The organism is Nanobdella aerobiophila (assembly GCF_023169545.1).
Classification (GTDB): domain Archaea; phylum Nanobdellota; class Nanobdellia; order Nanobdellales; family Nanobdellaceae; genus Nanobdella; species Nanobdella aerobiophila.
Genome location: NZ_AP019769.1, coordinates 515,346 through 533,846, shown reverse-complemented (window position 1 = coordinate 533,846; position 18,501 = coordinate 515,346). Strand labels below are relative to the sequence as shown.

The 18,501-nt window shown below is 23.9% G+C and carries 18 protein-coding genes and 3 tRNA genes; 14 read left to right on the top strand and 7 right to left on the bottom strand.

Annotated features, from left to right (window positions below; genetic code table 11):
- The first annotated feature begins 30 nt into the window (after nucleotides 1-30).
- From MJ2HA_RS03025 to MJ2HA_RS03010, 4 genes are read left to right on the top strand one after another with little or no spacing between them, the layout of a single operon-like run.
- Nucleotides 31-1,683 carry a glycosyltransferase gene (locus MJ2HA_RS03025; protein ID WP_258393072.1) on the top strand — a complete coding sequence of 551 codons (1,653 nt, stop codon included), beginning with the start codon at nucleotides 31-33 and terminating at the stop codon, nucleotides 1,681-1,683.
- 58 nt (nucleotides 1,684-1,741) lie between these two features.
- Nucleotides 1,742-4,021, top strand: coding sequence for a phosphoenolpyruvate synthase (ppsA, locus tag MJ2HA_RS03020; protein ID WP_258393071.1), 2,280 nt, complete (start codon nucleotides 1,742-1,744; stop codon nucleotides 4,019-4,021).
- Nucleotides 4,018-4,809 carry a type II secretion system F family protein gene (locus tag MJ2HA_RS03015; RefSeq protein WP_258393070.1) on the top strand — a complete coding sequence of 264 codons (792 nt, stop codon included), beginning with the start codon at nucleotides 4,018-4,020 and terminating at the stop codon, nucleotides 4,807-4,809. The genes ppsA and MJ2HA_RS03015 overlap by 4 nt, the downstream gene beginning before the upstream one ends.
- Nucleotides 4,810-4,842: 33 nt before the next feature.
- Nucleotides 4,843-4,968: a hypothetical protein gene (locus tag MJ2HA_RS03010; RefSeq protein ID WP_258393069.1), complete on the top strand. Its 126-nt coding sequence runs from the start codon at nucleotides 4,843-4,845 to the stop codon at nucleotides 4,966-4,968.
- Here the strand turns inward: MJ2HA_RS03010 and MJ2HA_RS03005 are convergent, their stop codons facing one another.
- Both MJ2HA_RS03005 and MJ2HA_RS03000 read right to left on the bottom strand, forming a co-directional pair.
- Nucleotides 4,969-5,997: a radical SAM protein gene (locus MJ2HA_RS03005; protein WP_258393068.1), complete on the bottom strand. Its 1,029-nt coding sequence runs from the start codon at nucleotides 5,995-5,997 to the stop codon at nucleotides 4,969-4,971.
- 58 nt (nucleotides 5,998-6,055) lie between these two features.
- A complete protein-coding gene (locus tag MJ2HA_RS03000; protein WP_258393067.1) occupies nucleotides 6,056-6,466 on the bottom strand; it encodes an S-adenosylmethionine decarboxylase in 411 nt (136 codons plus the stop codon).
- 161 nt (nucleotides 6,467-6,627) lie between these two features.
- On the opposite strand from MJ2HA_RS03000, the gene MJ2HA_RS02995 reads away from it, so the two are divergent.
- A tRNA-Gln gene (locus tag MJ2HA_RS02995) sits at nucleotides 6,628-6,700 on the top strand.
- Nucleotides 6,701-6,731: 31 nt separating this feature from the next.
- Entirely contained in the window at nucleotides 6,732-7,523 is a 792-nt protein-coding gene (locus tag MJ2HA_RS02990) for a hypothetical protein (RefSeq protein WP_258393066.1), read from the top strand.
- Here MJ2HA_RS02990 and MJ2HA_RS02985 read toward each other — a convergent pair.
- Nucleotides 7,520-8,269, bottom strand: a complete 750-nt coding sequence (locus MJ2HA_RS02985) for an RNA methyltransferase (RefSeq protein WP_258393065.1) — start codon at nucleotides 8,267-8,269, stop codon at nucleotides 7,520-7,522. The genes MJ2HA_RS02990 and MJ2HA_RS02985 overlap by 4 nt on opposite strands.
- Before the next feature lie 32 nt (nucleotides 8,270-8,301).
- Here MJ2HA_RS02985 and MJ2HA_RS02980 point away from each other — a divergent pair.
- From MJ2HA_RS02980 to MJ2HA_RS02970, 3 genes are all read left to right on the top strand, one after another.
- Nucleotides 8,302-8,373, top strand: a tRNA-Val gene (locus tag MJ2HA_RS02980).
- A gap of 75 nt (nucleotides 8,374-8,448) precedes the next feature.
- Nucleotides 8,449-8,751, top strand: coding sequence for a transcriptional regulator (locus tag MJ2HA_RS02975; RefSeq protein ID WP_258393064.1), 303 nt, complete (start codon nucleotides 8,449-8,451; stop codon nucleotides 8,749-8,751).
- Nucleotides 8,751-9,626, top strand: coding sequence for a CoA-binding protein (locus tag MJ2HA_RS02970; protein WP_258393063.1), 876 nt, complete (start codon nucleotides 8,751-8,753; stop codon nucleotides 9,624-9,626). Before MJ2HA_RS02975 ends, MJ2HA_RS02970 begins: the two co-directional genes overlap by 1 nt.
- Here MJ2HA_RS02970 and MJ2HA_RS02965 read toward each other — a convergent pair.
- Complete coding sequence (locus MJ2HA_RS02965; protein WP_258393062.1) at nucleotides 9,621-10,364, bottom strand: hypothetical protein; 744 nt, start codon at nucleotides 10,362-10,364, stop codon at nucleotides 9,621-9,623. The genes MJ2HA_RS02970 and MJ2HA_RS02965 overlap by 6 nt on opposite strands.
- 61 nt (nucleotides 10,365-10,425) lie before the next feature.
- Here MJ2HA_RS02965 and MJ2HA_RS02960 point away from each other — a divergent pair, with 61 nt between their 5' ends.
- Together MJ2HA_RS02960 and MJ2HA_RS02955 are read left to right on the top strand one after the other, a co-directional pair.
- Complete coding sequence (locus tag MJ2HA_RS02960) at nucleotides 10,426-10,890, top strand: hypothetical protein (protein ID WP_258393061.1); 465 nt, start codon at nucleotides 10,426-10,428, stop codon at nucleotides 10,888-10,890.
- Nucleotides 10,881-12,020, top strand: coding sequence for a sulfite exporter TauE/SafE family protein (locus MJ2HA_RS02955; protein WP_258393060.1), 1,140 nt, complete (start codon nucleotides 10,881-10,883; stop codon nucleotides 12,018-12,020). Before MJ2HA_RS02960 ends, MJ2HA_RS02955 begins: the two co-directional genes overlap by 10 nt.
- Nucleotides 12,021-12,252: 232 nt before the next feature.
- Here MJ2HA_RS02955 and MJ2HA_RS02950 read toward each other — a convergent pair.
- Nucleotides 12,253-12,327: transfer RNA gene (locus tag MJ2HA_RS02950), tRNA-Arg, on the bottom strand.
- Between the two features lie 37 nt (nucleotides 12,328-12,364).
- Here MJ2HA_RS02950 and MJ2HA_RS02945 point away from each other — a divergent pair.
- Nucleotides 12,365-12,853: an archaellin/type IV pilin N-terminal domain-containing protein gene (locus MJ2HA_RS02945; RefSeq protein ID WP_258393059.1), complete on the top strand. Its 489-nt coding sequence runs from the start codon at nucleotides 12,365-12,367 to the stop codon at nucleotides 12,851-12,853.
- Nucleotides 12,854-15,136: 2,283 nt separating this feature from the next.
- Here MJ2HA_RS02945 and MJ2HA_RS02940 read toward each other — a convergent pair.
- On the bottom strand, nucleotides 15,137-15,517 hold the full coding sequence (locus tag MJ2HA_RS02940; protein WP_258393058.1) for a hypothetical protein: 381 nt from the start codon (nucleotides 15,515-15,517) through the stop codon (nucleotides 15,137-15,139).
- A 358-nt stretch (nucleotides 15,518-15,875) separates the two neighbouring features.
- Between MJ2HA_RS02940 and MJ2HA_RS02935 the strand changes: the two genes are divergently transcribed.
- The gene (locus tag MJ2HA_RS02935) at nucleotides 15,876-16,112 is read left to right on the top strand and encodes a hypothetical protein (protein ID WP_258393057.1); all 237 of its coding nucleotides are present in this window, start codon (nucleotides 15,876-15,878) and stop codon (nucleotides 16,110-16,112) included.
- 310 nt (nucleotides 16,113-16,422) lie between these two features.
- Here the strand turns inward: MJ2HA_RS02935 and MJ2HA_RS02930 are convergent, their stop codons facing one another.
- Nucleotides 16,423-16,635: a hypothetical protein gene (locus MJ2HA_RS02930; protein WP_258393056.1), complete on the bottom strand. Its 213-nt coding sequence runs from the start codon at nucleotides 16,633-16,635 to the stop codon at nucleotides 16,423-16,425.
- A gap of 126 nt (nucleotides 16,636-16,761) precedes the next feature.
- Between MJ2HA_RS02930 and MJ2HA_RS02925 the strand changes: the two genes are divergently transcribed.
- Nucleotides 16,762-18,498: an N-6 DNA methylase gene (locus MJ2HA_RS02925; RefSeq protein ID WP_258393055.1), complete on the top strand. Its 1,737-nt coding sequence runs from the start codon at nucleotides 16,762-16,764 to the stop codon at nucleotides 18,496-18,498.
- Nucleotides 18,499-18,501: the final 3 nt, after the last annotated feature.

Sequence of the window (18,501 nt, the reverse complement as noted above, 5' to 3'; positions counted from 1 at the left end):
TATAAATGTTTCTATTGGTATAATTATAATATGGTAGTAACTAAACAATTAAGAAAATTAAAAAATGATGAAATTGTTACTGATAAAGATATTGAAGATAGTAGAATTCCTATCGATGTTATTTTGGATAATAGATGGACCGGCGGAACAAAAACATATAGTATTGGACTTTTATTATCTTTATTAAATGTTTATGAAAAATTAAAAGATAAAATTAGTATAAATTTATATTCATTAGGACTAAGAATAAAGGATGATAATGAGATAAAAGAATTATATAAATTAAATTTTCAGGATTTGTATAACAAGTATAAAGAAAGAAAATTGATAGATATTGTTTATTATTTTTATAATTCTGAATATATTAAGGATAAAAATTCCAAAAGAGTAAATCTGGATACTATAATAAATGAATATCCAAAATTATATGCGAACATGAGTCTTAATCTCTTTAATGAAGAATTCTCAGCAAAGATAAATGAATTATATAAGCAAAATTTTGCTTATGTTTTCCATAGCGATTATGTTGCAGATATTTTATTGGCCTTTAAGAATGAAATAGAAAATAATAGAATGAATTTACCAGCAAAACATGTAGAAAGGATATATAATCTATTTGAAAAAAGATTGAAAAAAGGAAGAACGGATAAAGAGCTAATAAAAGATTTATTTGACTTATTGGATGAACTATATATCTCTAATACAGATGATAAGAGGATTTTACGATTTAGAAAAAAATATGATTGGATAAGATTAGGAATGATGTATTATATAAACTCTCTTTTAAGAGCCAAGGATGGTTTATCAATATTTCCATCTTGGAGCATGTATTCTGAAGTAAAAGATCTTATTTATCATATAAATACATTCTTTAAGGATTCAGAATATCAAGATAAAATAAAAATAAATAAATTTACTATACTTCATGAACCTTTATATATGGTATCTTTGGAAAAGATATATAAAGATGAAATAAAATCTTTTAAAGATTATTATAGCAATATATATGGAAATAGTAATAAGATATGGTTATTATATGTAGGAAGAACAAGTTATGAAAGAGGTTTTAAGGATCTTGTAGAGGCGTATGAAAGATTATTAAGAGATAAAATGGATATAGGATTAATTATAATATCTGATGGATTAAAAAAAGATTCTAAAGATCATGAAATTTTAAGAGAAATAAAAAAGAATCATCATAATGCAGAAATTCATATTTATGGAAAAGATTTCGGTAGCTCTGTTCATAATTATGTATTATATTATATAGGTTTATTAAAAGCATTAGGCAATTCAAAGAAGGCGATGTATATAAATCCTACATATATGGAATCTTATGGATTATCTACGTTAGAAGCTTTAGTACTTGGATATTTACCAGTAATATATAGAAATGTAGAAGCTCTTGAAGAATTTAGAGAATTTGGATATTTAAAAGAAGAATTGGGATTTAAAGATAAACAAGAATTATATAATAAAATAAAAGATATAATTAAGGATATAAAAGATGGAAAATACGATAAATATATAGATAAGGAAACTATTAATTATTTAAAGAAAGAAGTAGATCCAGAAAATTTGGCAGATAAATATAAAGATATAATAGAAGGATTTATTAAAGAATATAACGATGAAGAAGAAAATAATCAAAAAAAGAAAGAGATATTAGAATTAACAAATTAAAGTTATTACTATCAGGAGAGTAGTTTCTTTTATAAAAGCTAAGATTCTTTATTTTTATATGGTATACGTAAAGTGGTTTAAAGATATTTCAAAAGATGATGTAAATATAGTAGGTGGAAAAGGAGCTAATTTAGGAGAGATGTCAAAATTAAATATGCCAGTCCCGCCAGGCTTTGTATTGACAGTAGATGCATATTGGAAATTTGTAAATGATAACAATATATACAATAAAATAAAGGAAATACTATCAAAAATAGATATAAATAATCCTGCTCAATTAAGAAAAGCATCTAATGATATACAGGACCTTTTTATTCATGGAAATATTTCAGAAGATCTAAAGAATGAAATATTAAACAATTATAAAGAATTATCCAAAATATTTAATGAAGATAATACTTATGTAGCAGTAAGATCTTCCGCTACAGCTGAAGATATGCCAAATGCATCTTTTGCCGGTGAACAGGCTACATATCTAAATGTAAAAGGAGAAAATGCACTGTTAGATAGTGTTAAAAAATGTTGGGCTTCATTATGGACTGCAAGAGCTATTAATTATAGATCAATAATGAATTTTAGCAATGATAAAGTCGCATTAGCAGTTGTAATACAGAAACAAATATTTTCCAAGAAATCTGGTGTTATGTTTACTGCAGAACCAGTAAATAATGATATATCAAAAATTATAATAGAAGCTTCATGGGGGTTGGGTGAAGCGATAGTATCTGGAGAAGTCATACCAGATGAATATATTGTAGATAAGAATACATTACAAATATTAAATGTAAAAATAAATCAGAAGAAAATTATGACAGTATATGATCCGGATTCTTTAACTAAAAATATAAATGTTTCTCAGGATTTGCAAAATACAAGATGTTTATCGGATGATGAAATAAGAAGATTAGCAGAGTATGGAAAAGCATTAGAGCAGCATTATGGAAGGCCACAGGATATTGAATTTGCAATAGATGATAATATATATATTGTTCAGACAAGAGCTATAACGACAATAAATAATAAAGTAAAAGATAATATAAATATAGATCAGAAAATATTATTAAAGGGAATTGCAGCATCCCCTGGAATTGGTACTGGTAAAGTAAAGATAATAAGATCTATGGACGAATTTAATAAATTTGAGGTAGGTGACATTTTAGTAACTAAGATGACCAATCCAGATTATGAGCCATTAATGGCAAAGGCATCTGGTATAATAACTGATGAGGGTGGACATCTTTCTCATGCAGCAATAGTTTCAAGAGAATTAGGAAAACCTGCGGTGGTGGGTACTCAAAAGGCTACTGAATTATTAAAGGATGGTGATATAGTTACTGTAGATGGTACACATGGTGTTGTATATGAAGGAAAAATAAATTTAGATCTTACAAAAAAAGAAATAGCAAAGAATGTAGTAAAATCTACTCCTATAGAGATCTCTGCTACAAAAATAATGGCTATAGCAGATTATCCAGAAACTATAAGTAAGGTAAAGGATATTGTAGATGGTATTGGTTTATTAAGAATGGAATTTCTTGTTTTAAGAAATAGGAAGCATCCAAGATGGTATTTAGATAATAATAGACTTGATGAATTTACAAATATGATCGAAGAAAGATTAGAAGAAATATTAAGAATTATATATCCAAAAACTGTTATTGTCAGAACTTTAGATATGAGAACTGATGAATATAAGAATTTGGAAGGCGGAGAGAAAGAGCCTATAGAAGCAAATCCAATGATAGGTTGGCACGGCATAAGAAGAGATTTAGATCAGGATGCTATATTTAGAGCAGAAATAAGAGCATTTAAAAAATTAATAAAAGAAAAAGGATTTAATAACTTATGGATTATGTTACCATTTGTAATATCTTGGGAAGAGGTATATAGAGCAAAGCAAATTATCAAAGAAGAGGGATTAATTCCGGGCAAGGATGTAAAGGTCGGAATTATGGTAGAAACACCTGCAGGCGCATTAACTATAGAAGATATAATAAAGAACGCAGGTATTGATTTCATATCATTTGGAACAAATGATTTGACTCAATTAACTTTGGGAGTAGATAGAAATAATGAATTAGTGCAAAAATTGATGGATGAAGGACATCCAGCAGTATTAGAATTAGTATCTAGGGTAATAAGTATATGTAAAAAATATAATGTATATACATCTTTATGCGGACAAGCAGGTTCAAGGCCCGATTACGCAGAAAAATTAGTTAGATTTGGCATAGATTCTATATCTGTAAATGTAGATGCAATAGAATTAGTAAGAGAGGTAGTCCTAAGAACAGAAAAGAAAATTTTATTAGATTCGATGTACAAATATAATAAATGAATAAAAAGGAATTAATATATATAGTATCTGTATCTATTTTTTCTATATTATTGATTTTTTTACCATTTAAAATAAACATATTTTTTAAAATAGGTATTATAACTTTATTATATTTAATATACTTTGTTAAGTACTTATTTATATATTTGGAAGATGAAGAAATGGAAAATAATTTTCCTTTATTTTTAAGGGACCTTTCTTATTATTTAAAGATTGGTCAGCCACTTCCTATTGCTTTATATAATTTACTAAATAATTCTTATGGAAAGAAATTAGATAATATAATAAAATATATAGTATCTCAAATGAAATATGGAAATACATTCTATGAAGCTTTAAATGATGTTAGTAATAAAATTAAGAATAAAGAGATATCTGAAGTTTTATTGAACATAAATGAAGTTATGAAAAATGGAGGAGATTTAAGTAATCTATTAGATACATTATCCGATAGTATAAGAAATCTATCTACTATAAGAAAAGATAGATTATCTCAATTAAAAATTACCACTTATACTTATTATGGTTTATTTTTTGGAGTATTGCTATCTTTAGCTATTATATATTTTTTGGTATTAAACTTAGAATCTTCATCTTTATTCTTAACAAAGTCCGGATATCAGCAGGTGATAAGTACATATAGATTTATATCATTTATATTACTATTAATAAATGCTATATTTACCGGATTGGTAATAGGAAAAATATCAAAAGGAAAAATACAGTCAGGAATTTATCATAGTATAATATTGGTATTTATATCTTTAGGTTTCTTCTTTTTACTATAATTATTTTTAAGTTTTTTTAGGAATCTATTTTTTATGGTCTTTAAGAGATATTATGCTAAAATTAAAAAAATAAAAGAAAGAAGGGAAAAGGAATATGGTCCTTACTGGGCAACTGTTAAAAAGTTTGGAAGATTAACTCATCCAATAAGATTAAAATAGCTATATATTTGGTTCTACCGATTTTATAATAGGATCTATATCCATTCCTTTTCTTCTATTCTTTATTAATACGATCCTAGAATCTTTATCTTTATCATATATCTCATATCCAGGTAAATATTCTACTAATCCTTCAGCAAAATCTATTAGTTCATTTAGTTTTGGAACATTTTCCATCTTTAATCTTTCTCTAGAATATCCTAGTAATGAATATCCCTTTAATTCTATAAAATGTGGATTATATAACTCTAATAATTTTGCCCATTCTGGATAGTATTTTTTATCGTCATTAATACCTTTTAATATTGTATACCTTGCTACTCTTCTAGTTTTCATATTCGAAGCAATTTCTAAAGATCTTAGATATCTATCCCAATAATCTTTATATATTGGTACAGATATCTTTCTATACATATCTGGATTTGATCCTGTAAATGATATATATAATTGTGTAGGGTATGCATTCATGGATATTAATTTTTCTAATGCTTCGGGTACCTCTCCAGATGTTACAATAAATATAGACTTTATCCATGGCCAATTCTTTTTAATATATAATATACTTTCTGCAACCTTTGGGTATAATAAAGGTTCACCAGATAGCGAGAAGGTTACATGAGTAGGCTTATCAATAAATTTATCTAGTAGCTTTTTGTTAGCTTTTGGATTTCCATAAAATCCGATCAATAGATTCTTTCTTAATTTTCTTAGATTTTCTATAGTTTCTTCAGGAGAATCTACACTATTTTCAGGTAAAATATCATGATAGGGCTCAAATTTTTTATTTGGTCTCCAACAAAATGTACATCTATTTGTACACCACATTACCGACTGAGTCATCTCCATGCACCCGGCTGTATCTATATTATAAAATTTTCTTTTATAGCACCCTCTTCCATTTACTATTGCTTCTTTTGTCCAATGGCATATCTCTACGGCAGAATGATTATAAACACCATATCCGGATTTTTCTAATTGTTTTTCAGTATTTTCGTTATGAATTGTCCATTTTACATTTTGATCATTCATAATAATATAATTAATTTATATTTTATAAATGTCTGTTTACTCGGCAATCATCATAGAATCAGTCGAGAAAGCCTTCTTCATTATAATCATAATCAAGGTATTTTATATTTATTATTTGGAAACTTTTAAAATTTCTAGATAATATCTCTTTTAACTTAGTGATCCTTAGTCTTTCTCTACTACACCATCCTGCATCTATATCCAGATATATACCATCCTCTTCTGTATATGAACTTATTATTATATGTGAGGTACTTAATATAGCAGTATATGTTATATCTTTATTACCTTCAAAATCACCCGGGAAATAATAAATCTTTTTATATAACAGTTTGCTATTAATTATCGAAGATAATTCCTCTGAAAAATTCTCTATCTTATCTAGGTATTTATTGTTTTTTTCTAATTTAATTGTCATTAATAATCTTTGGACATCTTTTATTGATATCTTTTTATATTCATTGTTCATTCTATATCATTAATAAGCTTTCAATTTTAAAAATCTTTATATAGCTTCAAATTTATACCAACTCTTTACTTTTCTATTAAAGATAAAATAAGAACCCTTATATAAATTTGCGGTTTTAAATATTTTATTCATAAAAGAATATTTTTTATATTATATATCATAGCCCCGTCTTCTAGTGGCCTAGGATACAGGGCTCTGGTCCCTGCGACCGGGGTTCGAATCCCCGCGGGGCTAATATTTTTATCTTTTAATATTATAGATTATTATGACTGTTATATTTAATGAGGAGCTTGATGATCTAATATATAAAGCAAATCAAATAAATATCGATCAATTAAAAAGTTATGAAAAAAATTTTGAATCATTAGCTAAAATATTAAAAAAAGGTAAATATCAATTTTTAGAGTTAGACAGGTTTAGGATTCCTTATCAAAAATTAGATGGCTATGCTAATTTAAATGAAATCAAGTGGGAAGGGTGTAATCTTATTGGTAATTTAGCAATAGCAAAATATTTGGATTTAAAAGATAAAGATGTAAGTAATATTATTGATTTAGTATGTGAAAAACCTGAAGATACATTAATTCAATTAGATAAAATAATAAAAAACATTTCAGGATATAAAATATTGCCAAATAATGTTTTTGGTTATTATATAAGAGATAAAAATATAAAGATACCAAATCAATATGGTTTATATTATTATATTGAGCTAGAAAATCAAGTATACTTTGTGATATCCACAGGGGGAAATATAATAGTAAATAAAAGTTCGATAGAAGTTATGAAATATATAGAAAATTGTTTATTATTTTCTTTTTTAAGTAAATTTATTAGATATAAAGATAAAGATATATATGATTTAGAAGAATATGAAAAATATGAAAAAACAAGAGATATAGTATATTCAGGATTTTCAGAGAAAGATATAAATAATATTAGAGAAATATTAAATCCTAAATATATTGAAAAAGGAAGGAAAAATATTAGAGATTATCTAAGTAAGAATCCTCGATCAATATATAAAGAGTTAGAAGGGTGGTTTAATTATTTCTAGTATCTAAATTTTTTTGGCATATTATTTACTACTGCTTTTTCTAATGGTATATTTAAGTAGTAAGAATCTAATATAATCTTTATCAATATATTTATTCTATCAGGTACATTCTTTATAGAATTATTTATTTCAATTCTTTTATGTGGAAAATCTATATCTTTAAATAAATAATGTGTTGCATATTGCCATTTTAGATCAATATCAACTATACCACCAAATATAAATAAATCATATTTCTTAATATCGTCATCTTTTAATACTTCATCTCCATAAGGATCTAATATAACTCCTTTATATTTATAGAAATTAAAGTCTTCTCTATTATTATATATATTTACTTTATTTTTACCAAGAAAACTATAATTTATATTACCTAGTAGAATAAGATTTGTATCAAATAAATATTCTCTTATATTTTTTAAAGAGAATATTATTTGTCTTTTTAGGCTTTCTTTTCCTTTATTTGATAATAAATTATATAGGGAATTATCTATTAATATTATCTTTTCATTATTCAGTTTGTTTATGATATAATCTTTGTCTATATCTAATAATTCACTTGCTTCTTTGTTATAATATACATTTAAATAGTTTTTGTATATTAATTCTCCACTATCTTTATATAGTTTTTTTATATTAAGTAAGTATTTAACTATAACATCCTGCCCTATATAGTTTGAATTTTTATTATAATTTCTAACTGTAATATCTTTTAATAATTTACTTGTTATCTTTTCTAATATCATTAAAATATTTATTATTAAAAAATATTATAATAGGACCCGTAGTCTAGTGGTATGATATTGGATCCACTATCCAAAGATCGGGGGTTCGAATCCCCCCGGGTCCATATAATTTGATAGATATTAAAATTTTTGGATTACTATAAATTATTTTAAATATTGTTAACATATAATAAATTATAATGGGTTTAAGATGTGAAAATTTTGTGAGGTATGACCTTCCTGTAATAAAAAAGGAATTATCTAAAATGTTATATGAAAAATATAACTTACCTCAGGAGGAAATAGCAAAAAAACTATTAATAACCCAAGCTGCAGTTTCTCAATATATATCTGGATTAAGAGGAAGAAAGAAGATAATTATGGATGAAGAAGAATATAAAATAATAAGCGAATTAGGTTATTTACTATACAAAGATAGAAATAAAGCATTGTTAGATTTTCAAGACTTATTATGTACAATATGTAAGAATAAATATAAATAATGGGAATTTTTGATATTAAAAGTGTTGCATTAGTAGGGGCTTCAAATAAAGAAGGTAAGGTTGGGAATATAATATTAAAAAATTTAATCTCAGATTTTAAAGGTAATATATACCCAGTAAATCCAAATTATACTACTATCTATAATCTAAAGTCTTATAAAAGTCTATTAGAAATTGATAAAGATGTAGATACAGTAATTGTATCAATACCTGCAGAAAGTGTTCCAGATATAATAAGAGAAGCTGGAGAAAAGGGGATAAAGTTGGCAATAATCATATCGGCAGGTTTTTCTGAAGTTGGTAGAAAAGATTTAGAAGATAAAATACTAGAATATTCGAGAAAATATAATATTAGAATATTAGGACCAAATGGTATGGGTATATATGATCCTTATTTAGGTTTTGATACTTTTTTTGTTGATCCAGTAAGATTAAAAAGACCAAAAAGAGGAGGGATCGCACTATTATCACAATCTGGTGCAATATCAATGGCTGTAATGGAATGGATAGCAAATAAAGATATAGGGGTTTCTAAAATAATATCATATGGTAATAAAATAGATATAAATGAGATAGATATATTGAAAGAATTAAAAAATGATAATAATACAAGAGCAATATTTATATATATGGAAGGATTAAAACCAAATACTGGTAAAGAATTTTTAGATATAGCAAAAGATATAAATAAACCTATAATTATATTAAAGTCTGGAAAGAGTACTAGAGGTTCAATTGCCGTATCTTCACATACAGCTTCCATGGCTGGCGATTATGAAGTATATAGAAATTTGTTCAAGCAGTATAGAATATTTGAACCAAAAAATATGAATGAATTTATGATATATTTAAAAACTATAAGCTATTATTTATAATTTAATATCTTTTAATTCTTGTAATAACCAATTTAATATATCTAGATATCTTTTTTCGGCATTTAATATACTGTTCATTACTTTTTCAAAGTTTTCTATTCCTAATACGTTTATTATCTGTTCTGATGCTCTGTTTATTTGTACTAGTTCATTTATCTGTAACCCTTTCTTGTCAGAATTAATTATTTCATTTCTAATATTATTTAATATTTGGTGTACTTTCTCCAATATTGGTTCCTTGTCCCTAATAATTATTAATACTATATCTTTTAGATATGGATCTCTATCTAATATACCATAATCATTTATTTGGTTTATCGAATTTTTAATATTATCCATTTCTCTTAAGACGTCCTCTATTTTTTTGTATATATCTTGTGTAATCTTGTTAATATTGTTATATACTTTATCATAATCTATAACTTTTCTCCCATAATATTCTGTCTTAGAAATATCCTCTATTTTTTCTAAATCCTTATCTATCTTTTCTATGTTAATTAATAATTTTTTTAATTTTGAAAATATCTTTGCTCTTATTTCTAAAAAGTTCTTTAGATCTATTATAGTATTCCTTAATTCTTTTTCAAGATCCTTTTTTTTATAATTTCTCCTATAATTATCTATTAGTTTTTCTAGATCTTCTGAAAATATCCCGTTTTCTTTTAATTTTTTATTAATTTCTTCTATTATATTTATATATTTTAAATTATTTTTTTCTGATTTATTAAATATCTTCATTATATAAATAAAATTTTTTATTGAATAAAAGTTTTTTATTTAAATTGATATATAAATATTAATGGTTGTATTTATTTATACTAATGGCGGGGGTGAAGGTGTATTAACTACCGATGAACTTGAGTTTAATAATATAAATATAGGTGAAACTCCGGAAGATATAAAAGAACAATTAAAAAGGATATTGCCATCTTTTTCTTCATTTCATAATCCGATAGATACAACCGCGCAGGCGAATGAGGATCAATATCTTGAAGGATTAAAGATCTTAATTAATGATGATAGGACAGAAGGAATAATTTCAATACTATTACCTCAATTAGCATCTTTTTCCGAAAAATTTGCAGATAAATTATCTAAAATTATAAATAAGAGAGTACCTCTAGTTTTTATAATATATGGTGGTGGTTTTACAGAACAAATAAGATTATCTGTAGATAAATATGTTCCTGCATTTGAATCTCCGGATGAAGCAGTAAAATCATTAAAATTTCTACTAGATTTAAAAAATAGAGGTTGGATATAATACTTATTTTATTTTTTATAGGTCTTGTATTTAGCATTATAGAATCAAACATATCTATATGTGCTGGAACAATGATAGTACCATTATTATTATTATTAAATTTTAATTTGTTAAGTTCTGTTGGATCTTCTTTACTATTTACACAATTCGTTGCCTTGTTAAATATTTCTAGATATATAAAGGATTATATTAATATAAATCTTGGACTATTATTATCCCTTATAGCAGTTATAGGAGTTTTTATGGGAAAAATAATTGAAAGTTTTATTATAAATGAACGAATGATTTATATACTATATGTGCTTTTATTATCTATATTTTTGTTTGTAACTATATATAAGAGAAAAATATACTTCTATTATAAAAATACGCCAGAGTATATTAAAAAGCTAGAATTATACGGATATATTTATGATAAAGGAGCTGGTATATATTACTATCCGCAAAATTTAAAATTTGGAATACCTTTTGAAATCTTTGCCGGTTTTTCATCAGTCCTATTGGGTGGAGGTGCAGGATTAATATCAAATGTAAATAAAACATACATAATGAAAGTACCAATAAAGGCATCAATAGCGACATCTTTTTTAATAATATTATTAACTTCTACATTTTCTGGAATTTTATATTCTAACTACATAGATATTAATATAGTTTTTTATCTAATATTGGGTTCTATAGTGGGAACAATAATTGGGAATTATTTGATGAATAAATTAAATACTAAATACATATATTCTATTCTCATTTTTATATTATCTCTATTAATATCTTTATTATTATCAAAAATCATAGGGTATCATAATATATTTTTATCTGTTCTGATTGCATTATTAATATCGGTATTATATGTACTCATTTCTAAGGAAGAAAAGTATGGGGCTTATAAAGATCTTATAATAAATAAACCTAAATTTAAATTTCCTTTATATATAGTTATAGTAGAATTCTTAACCTTGATAGTGTTATATAAATTTAATATAAGATTTTATAATATTTTGTACTTATTTACATTTTTATTTTTAATATATTTATTATTTTTATCTAGAAGATCAAATATTTTATATAAAATTATAATTTCAATAATTTTAATAATGCTTATTTTTAGTATTTATAATGTTTTAGTCTAGTAAATTAATTTTGATACCTAAAATAATCGTTATATATTTAATATTTTATCATATAATGACCTCGGAATTTTAATTATAAAATCTCTTCTATTTTGATCTTTGATCCTGTATTTAATTTATTCATTATAATTTTTTTGAATAAAAATTGTATAATCATAGTAAGATCATGTAAAAATAGTCTAATAGACTACTAATTTAGAACATTTCTAATATAAACTAGATTGATTTTTAGCGGATCCGGGGGGATTCGAACCCCCGACCTACGGCTTAGGAGGCCGTCGCTCTATCCATGCTGAGCTACGGATCCATAATACTTATAAATTACAAAAGTTTTTATCTATATCATGAAGGGTATATCTCCAATTATAGCTACTATATTATTAATTGTAATGACTGTAGCAATAGCAGGATTAATGTATGCATGGTTATCTGGATTATTCAGTACATTAACAACATCAACATCAAATCAGGTATCTAGAGCAACACAGACTGTCTCATTTTCCATACCAAATACTTATGTTTCAGGTAGTAATATATATGCAGTAATATATAATAATGGTAATGTACCTATAGTTCCTTCTTCAATGGTTGTAGATGCCGGAGAATATTATACAGCAAATCAGTCATATGATGGTAATACTTATACATGTAATATAAACCAGGTTGGATCAACTCCTGGAAACTCTACTGCAATACCAACAGGATCTCAGAATACATTAGAATTAAGTTGTAACAGTACAATAGTTAATAATATAATTAGTGGAAATGGAACTTATTATTATATATTGACGTTTACATATGGTGGTGTAGCAGAACAAGCAACTCTAACATAAAGTTTTAAAATTTTGTTTTATTGAGTAAAATTCTTCGATTTATTAACAAATTTTTATATTTAGTTATTGTATAAGTTTGAACTATATTAACGAATTTTTCATTAGATATCTATTATCCTTCTTAATTCTAATCCAAAAATATTCTTAAGATTAAAGAATTATTAACAAATGCATTAAATATAATTAATATAGATCAAGAAATAATGAAAAAATTAAAAATGATGCAGATATTATCATTTCTGCTATTGCAATTAAATATAATACAGAAATATTGACAAAAGATAAAGATTTTTTAGATATAAAAGAATATTATCAGAATTAAAAGTTAAAATTATCGAATAAATATTTATCTAATTTAAAAAATAATCAAAAATTTTAATATTTTCTATCAATACTCGTCCATTTCTAAATAAATTACAACATCTTTATATTTTGTATAGTTATGTTAAAGTCATTAAGTTTATCAGCCATAAAAATTATGGATGTATATACTCTTCTTTTATATTTAATCGGAGTTACTATTATTTCTAAAAATTCCATAATTTTATAATTAATTAATCTTTCCTATATAATATAAAATTTTGTAAAAATTAAGACCATGATATACTTAAGTATATTTATATATATCGTGCCCTTTATGGATGACGGATAATCTGGGTTATACGACACGAATTTATTGCCCATATTTAAATCAGTTATGCTTTTATATTTTATTTGGCAGATTTATTTTTTAGATACCATGAAAGTATAAAAAAATTTATTATGAAGATCGAGAATATTGTAGAAGTAACAATTACTAGATAAAAGATATGACTAAAGCCACTATTTGTATGAAATATATAAATATAAAGAAAAATCGCTAAGATAGTAGTATATAATAGAAACATCTGAATAGTATAGTTTCTTATACTCTTAGATAATCCATTATCCTTAAGATTTTCTGCGTTTGATAGAAGAATAGATAATAAAGATGGATACAGTAGCATTATTGTTACAGAAACTAGAATGAAATTCCAACTTATTTTCAATTTTATAGGCAGAGTATGATGTATCCAATAATAAAGTATATATATAACCAATATCAAACATATCAAAACTAAATATATTAAAAATAAAAATCTTATATTATATACTACATTATCTCCCATATCTATAAGATTAGTTTTATTTTGTGAATATTCATTCAATAAATAGAATTTCTTATATAGATTATCTCCCATATCTATAAGATTAGTTTTATTTTGTGAATATTCATTCAATAAATAGAATTTCTTATATAGGAATTTCGCGAAGTTTATAAAAAGAAGATATAAACCAAAGACAGCAAGAGCAGATAAAAAATTTGAAAAAATCGATATGGAAGATACATTTTTTTCTACTATAAATAGAGATATATAAGATAAAAGATATTCAATGACATATGTATTAAAGATTAAAAATAATGGAAATGTAAAAATAAATATAAGAAGAAAAAAAGGTATATAGACAATTGTTTTAGCAACAATATTTGTATATGAAAATTTTTTATTTATTTCTTCCTTAGATATATTCTTTTTTCTATTTATAAGAATTTTACAAATATTGTATAAAGCGTAGTATAAAGCGTAAAATGATAATGAAATAATTATAAGGAATATTAAAAGTTCATACCAATAAATTGAAAGATAAGTCATTAATGTTGGTTTCTTGAAAAATCTTTAAAATTTTTCTAATTAATTTAAAGAATTTTGTTATTTTAGAAAATCTGTTTATATTTTATTTAACACAGTAAAAGATAAAAGAATATATATTTCATTAAGAACTAAAAAGGTATTATTTATAAGTAAAATTTAGGATTAATTGTAAAGTAGTTCATTATTTATTTTTATATTTATGATTCAAAAATTTTGTGATAGAGTATATCATAATGCATTATAGATATTATACATATTATTTTTATTTCCTCATAATTCTATTAATATGTAATTTATGATTATTTATGCCTATATTTTACTAGTTATATTTTTAAGGAAAATATATAATCATATCTTTTATGATAAATACAAGATTTTTGAATAAAATAAAAGAGATTATTAACAATTTCATCAAATTAAATCCTTTGTTTTTATTATTCGCAATATTTATTATCATTACTATGATACTTACAGTCATTAAAATAAGATTTTCTTATTTGACAATTGTCATAATAATTTTAGCTATAATTATAATTGCTGTACCAAAATATTTAAAATTGAATTGTTATCTAACTAATTTTTCATCAATTAAAAGAATTTTTAGATGTTATTATGATAATATTAAGTATTTTAAAGGTGAAATTTCACTGGGAGTTTTTATTCTGGGAGTATCATCATATATATCACTTATCCTATTGATATTATTTAATTTTGTACATACCTCTATATTAGTATTTTTTATCGGCGCTTTTATTTTTGTTTTTATAATTTTTAAATATAGTATTTGTCTACTTGAGATATCCACCAGTAATGTAATAAGAAAAATCAAAAGAACAAACAAAGATGTACTATACAATAAAAAAGATATAAATGAATCTAGTATAATATTTTTCCTTATTACAATCATCCTATCCATATCAGTAGCTAGTCTTATTCTACCTATTTTTTCTATACAAAATTTATTAGATATATATAAAGAAACATTATACATAATAGAGTATTCTTCTATCAAGTTTTTATTTTCGTTTTCCGGTGTTATTTCTATATTTAGTACTATACTTACTTATACTCTAATAATCCCTATACTTTATTATCTTTTACATACTTATCTTAAAGCACTTAAAGCTTGTATGATAATTATTAAGAACTCTCATTTGAATTTGTCAAAAAGAAAGGAGATCTATATATTAGCGTTTTTTATATTTTATTTCTCGCTTTTATTAGGATATTTAATAGAAAATTACAATGTAATAGTCAGTAATATTTTAAATAATAAATTTTGGTACTTTGTATTAGAAAACTATTTTACTATAATTATCCCATATTTAATTAGCCTATTGTCGGTACTTGTGGGATCTTTTAAAACTTTTATAGGATTAGATCTATACTTTGGAGATAAGATTTTCATTATAGATTTCCCAGATTATGGATATGGCAGAGTATATTTTATAGACTTCGATTATGCTTACATAATGTTCGACAATAAAAATTCTGAAGAAGAAATAAGAATACCAATAAAAAATATAAAAGTTGCTTATATTAAACAAACACCTCAAGAAGAAATTAAGTATATTAAAATAAGCTAATTTTTTTAATAATGAAATCTTATATTACTGTGTTATATTTTATTTATCTTCTTTAATTTTTATAGAATATCTTTTATAACAAATTTTGTGTATAGTAGTTAACCATATTGGGTAATTTTATTAAATTTGGTTAAATTTGGTACCTGGAAATTATAAGAATGTTTCTAATTTTGTTTAAATTTATAAATATTATTTAGAGTGCTATGGTTATAAGATATATTTAAATAAATTTTATTTAAACAATAAGATGAAAAATAATAAATAATAAAATTATGTATAAAAAATATTTTATAAAAAATTAGTATTTATATTATTTAAATATTCTGTTGATTATTCCTATGGCTCCTAACAATCCGTAAATAAAAAATAATATTGCTGTTGTTAATAAAATAAACACTCCTAAATCTACTATAAATTCATTGCCTATATGCATCCCTAAAAAATAGAATATCAATCCGAATATAAAACCTATTGCTATTATGCCTTTTCCTCTCATGTTTCCTATTTTTATTATTTGTGCCATATTATGTTATTGTAATAAAACTTTATATGTTTATCGGCAGCAATTTTATTGTTATGTTTTTATGATTTATCTAACAATATAATATTATATGATAGATATATAAAATTTTTGCCTAATAAATATAATATGCCTCAAAGAAAGTTAGATTTAATATATCTAAAGTTGCAAGAATCTTTTGGAGAAAAAGAGTTTACTATAGAAGATATTTTAAAAAGAAATATTTTTAATTATAATAGAGATACTTTAATTACAATTATTAATAGATTAGAAAAAGAAGGAAAAATTGTTCAAGTTGGTAAAGATGAAAATGATGAAAGAATAAGAATATATAAATTAAGAAGATTAAATGAGTTAAATCAATCTGGATTGACAAGTTCTTTAAAACAAGCTGCAGATCTGGTAAGAGATATGTCTGAAGGATATAAAATATTGTTAATAATATTAATATATAAAGCAATTAGCGATATATGGTTAAAAGAATATGAAGAATTAAAAGAAAAATTTATTTCTAAAGGATTATCTGAAAAAGAAGCTGAAGAAGAGGCAAGAAATCAAGATTATCATAAAATAAAAATAGATTATGAATTTTTATTTAAAAATGTTCTGAATAAATCTGAAAAAATTACAGAAAATATTAGAAATGCATTAAAAAATATTGCAGATAAAAATAAAGAGCTATCAGATTCTATTAATAGATTATTAAGATTTATAGACGATTTAATAGGAAAAGAAGGCTCTGATTTAAGAATTAGAAATGTTATGGAAATATTTAATAGATTTGATTTTTCAGAATTAGGTTTTGATGCATTAGGTAATGCATATGAATGGTTAATAGAACAATTTATGCCGGCTCAAAAGAAGGCTGGAGAGTTGTTTACTCCAAGAGAAGTTATAAGACTTTTAGTTGAGATAACAGAACCTTCAAAAGAAAGAAAAAAAATATTAGATCCTGCAGCAGGATCTGGAGGTATGTTAATAGAAGCATATAAATATGTTAAGGATAAGTATGGTGAAGATGTCGCTAAAGAATTGATATTAGAAGGTCAAGAAATAAACTCTGATACTTATGCAATATTAAAATTAAATTTTATAATACATGGAATAGATCTTGGAAAAAATATAAAATTATATGAAGGAGATTCTTTAACAAATCCTTTATTCATTGATGATAAACCATTCGACATAGTAATATTTAATCCGCCATGGAATATGGATTATCCTTCAGATAATTTAAAGAAATCGAAAATTGCAAAAAATGTATACGACATATTTGGATATCCACCAAATAACTCTGCAGATTGGGCATGGATAGAATTATCATTATATGCAGTAAATGATAATGGAAAAGTTGGTATAATAATAGATAATGGTGCTTTATTTAGAGGTGGGAAAGAAAAAATTATAAGAGCAAAAATATTAGAAAAAGATTTAATAGAGTGTGTAATTTTGTTACCAGATGAATTATTTTATAATACTGGAGCTCCAGGAGTTATAATAATATTTAATAAGAACAAATCTCTAGAAAGAAAAAGAAATATATTATTTATAGATGCTTCTAAATATTATGAAGATCATCCATATATTAGAAAAATGAATAAATTATCTGAAGAAGGAATTAAAAAAATACTAGAAGTATATAAAGAATGGAAAGAAATTTCAGGATTTTCTAAAATTGTTTCAATAGAAGAAGTAATTAAAAATGATTATAGTTTGAATGTAAATCTTTATGTTTCTCAGATTGTTGAAGAAGAAAATATAGATATAAAAGCTATAAAAGAAGAGTTATATAGTATACAGAAAGAAATATCAAATATAGATGCGAAAATAATAGGCTGGATAGAGGATATAACTAATATTATATAAGAG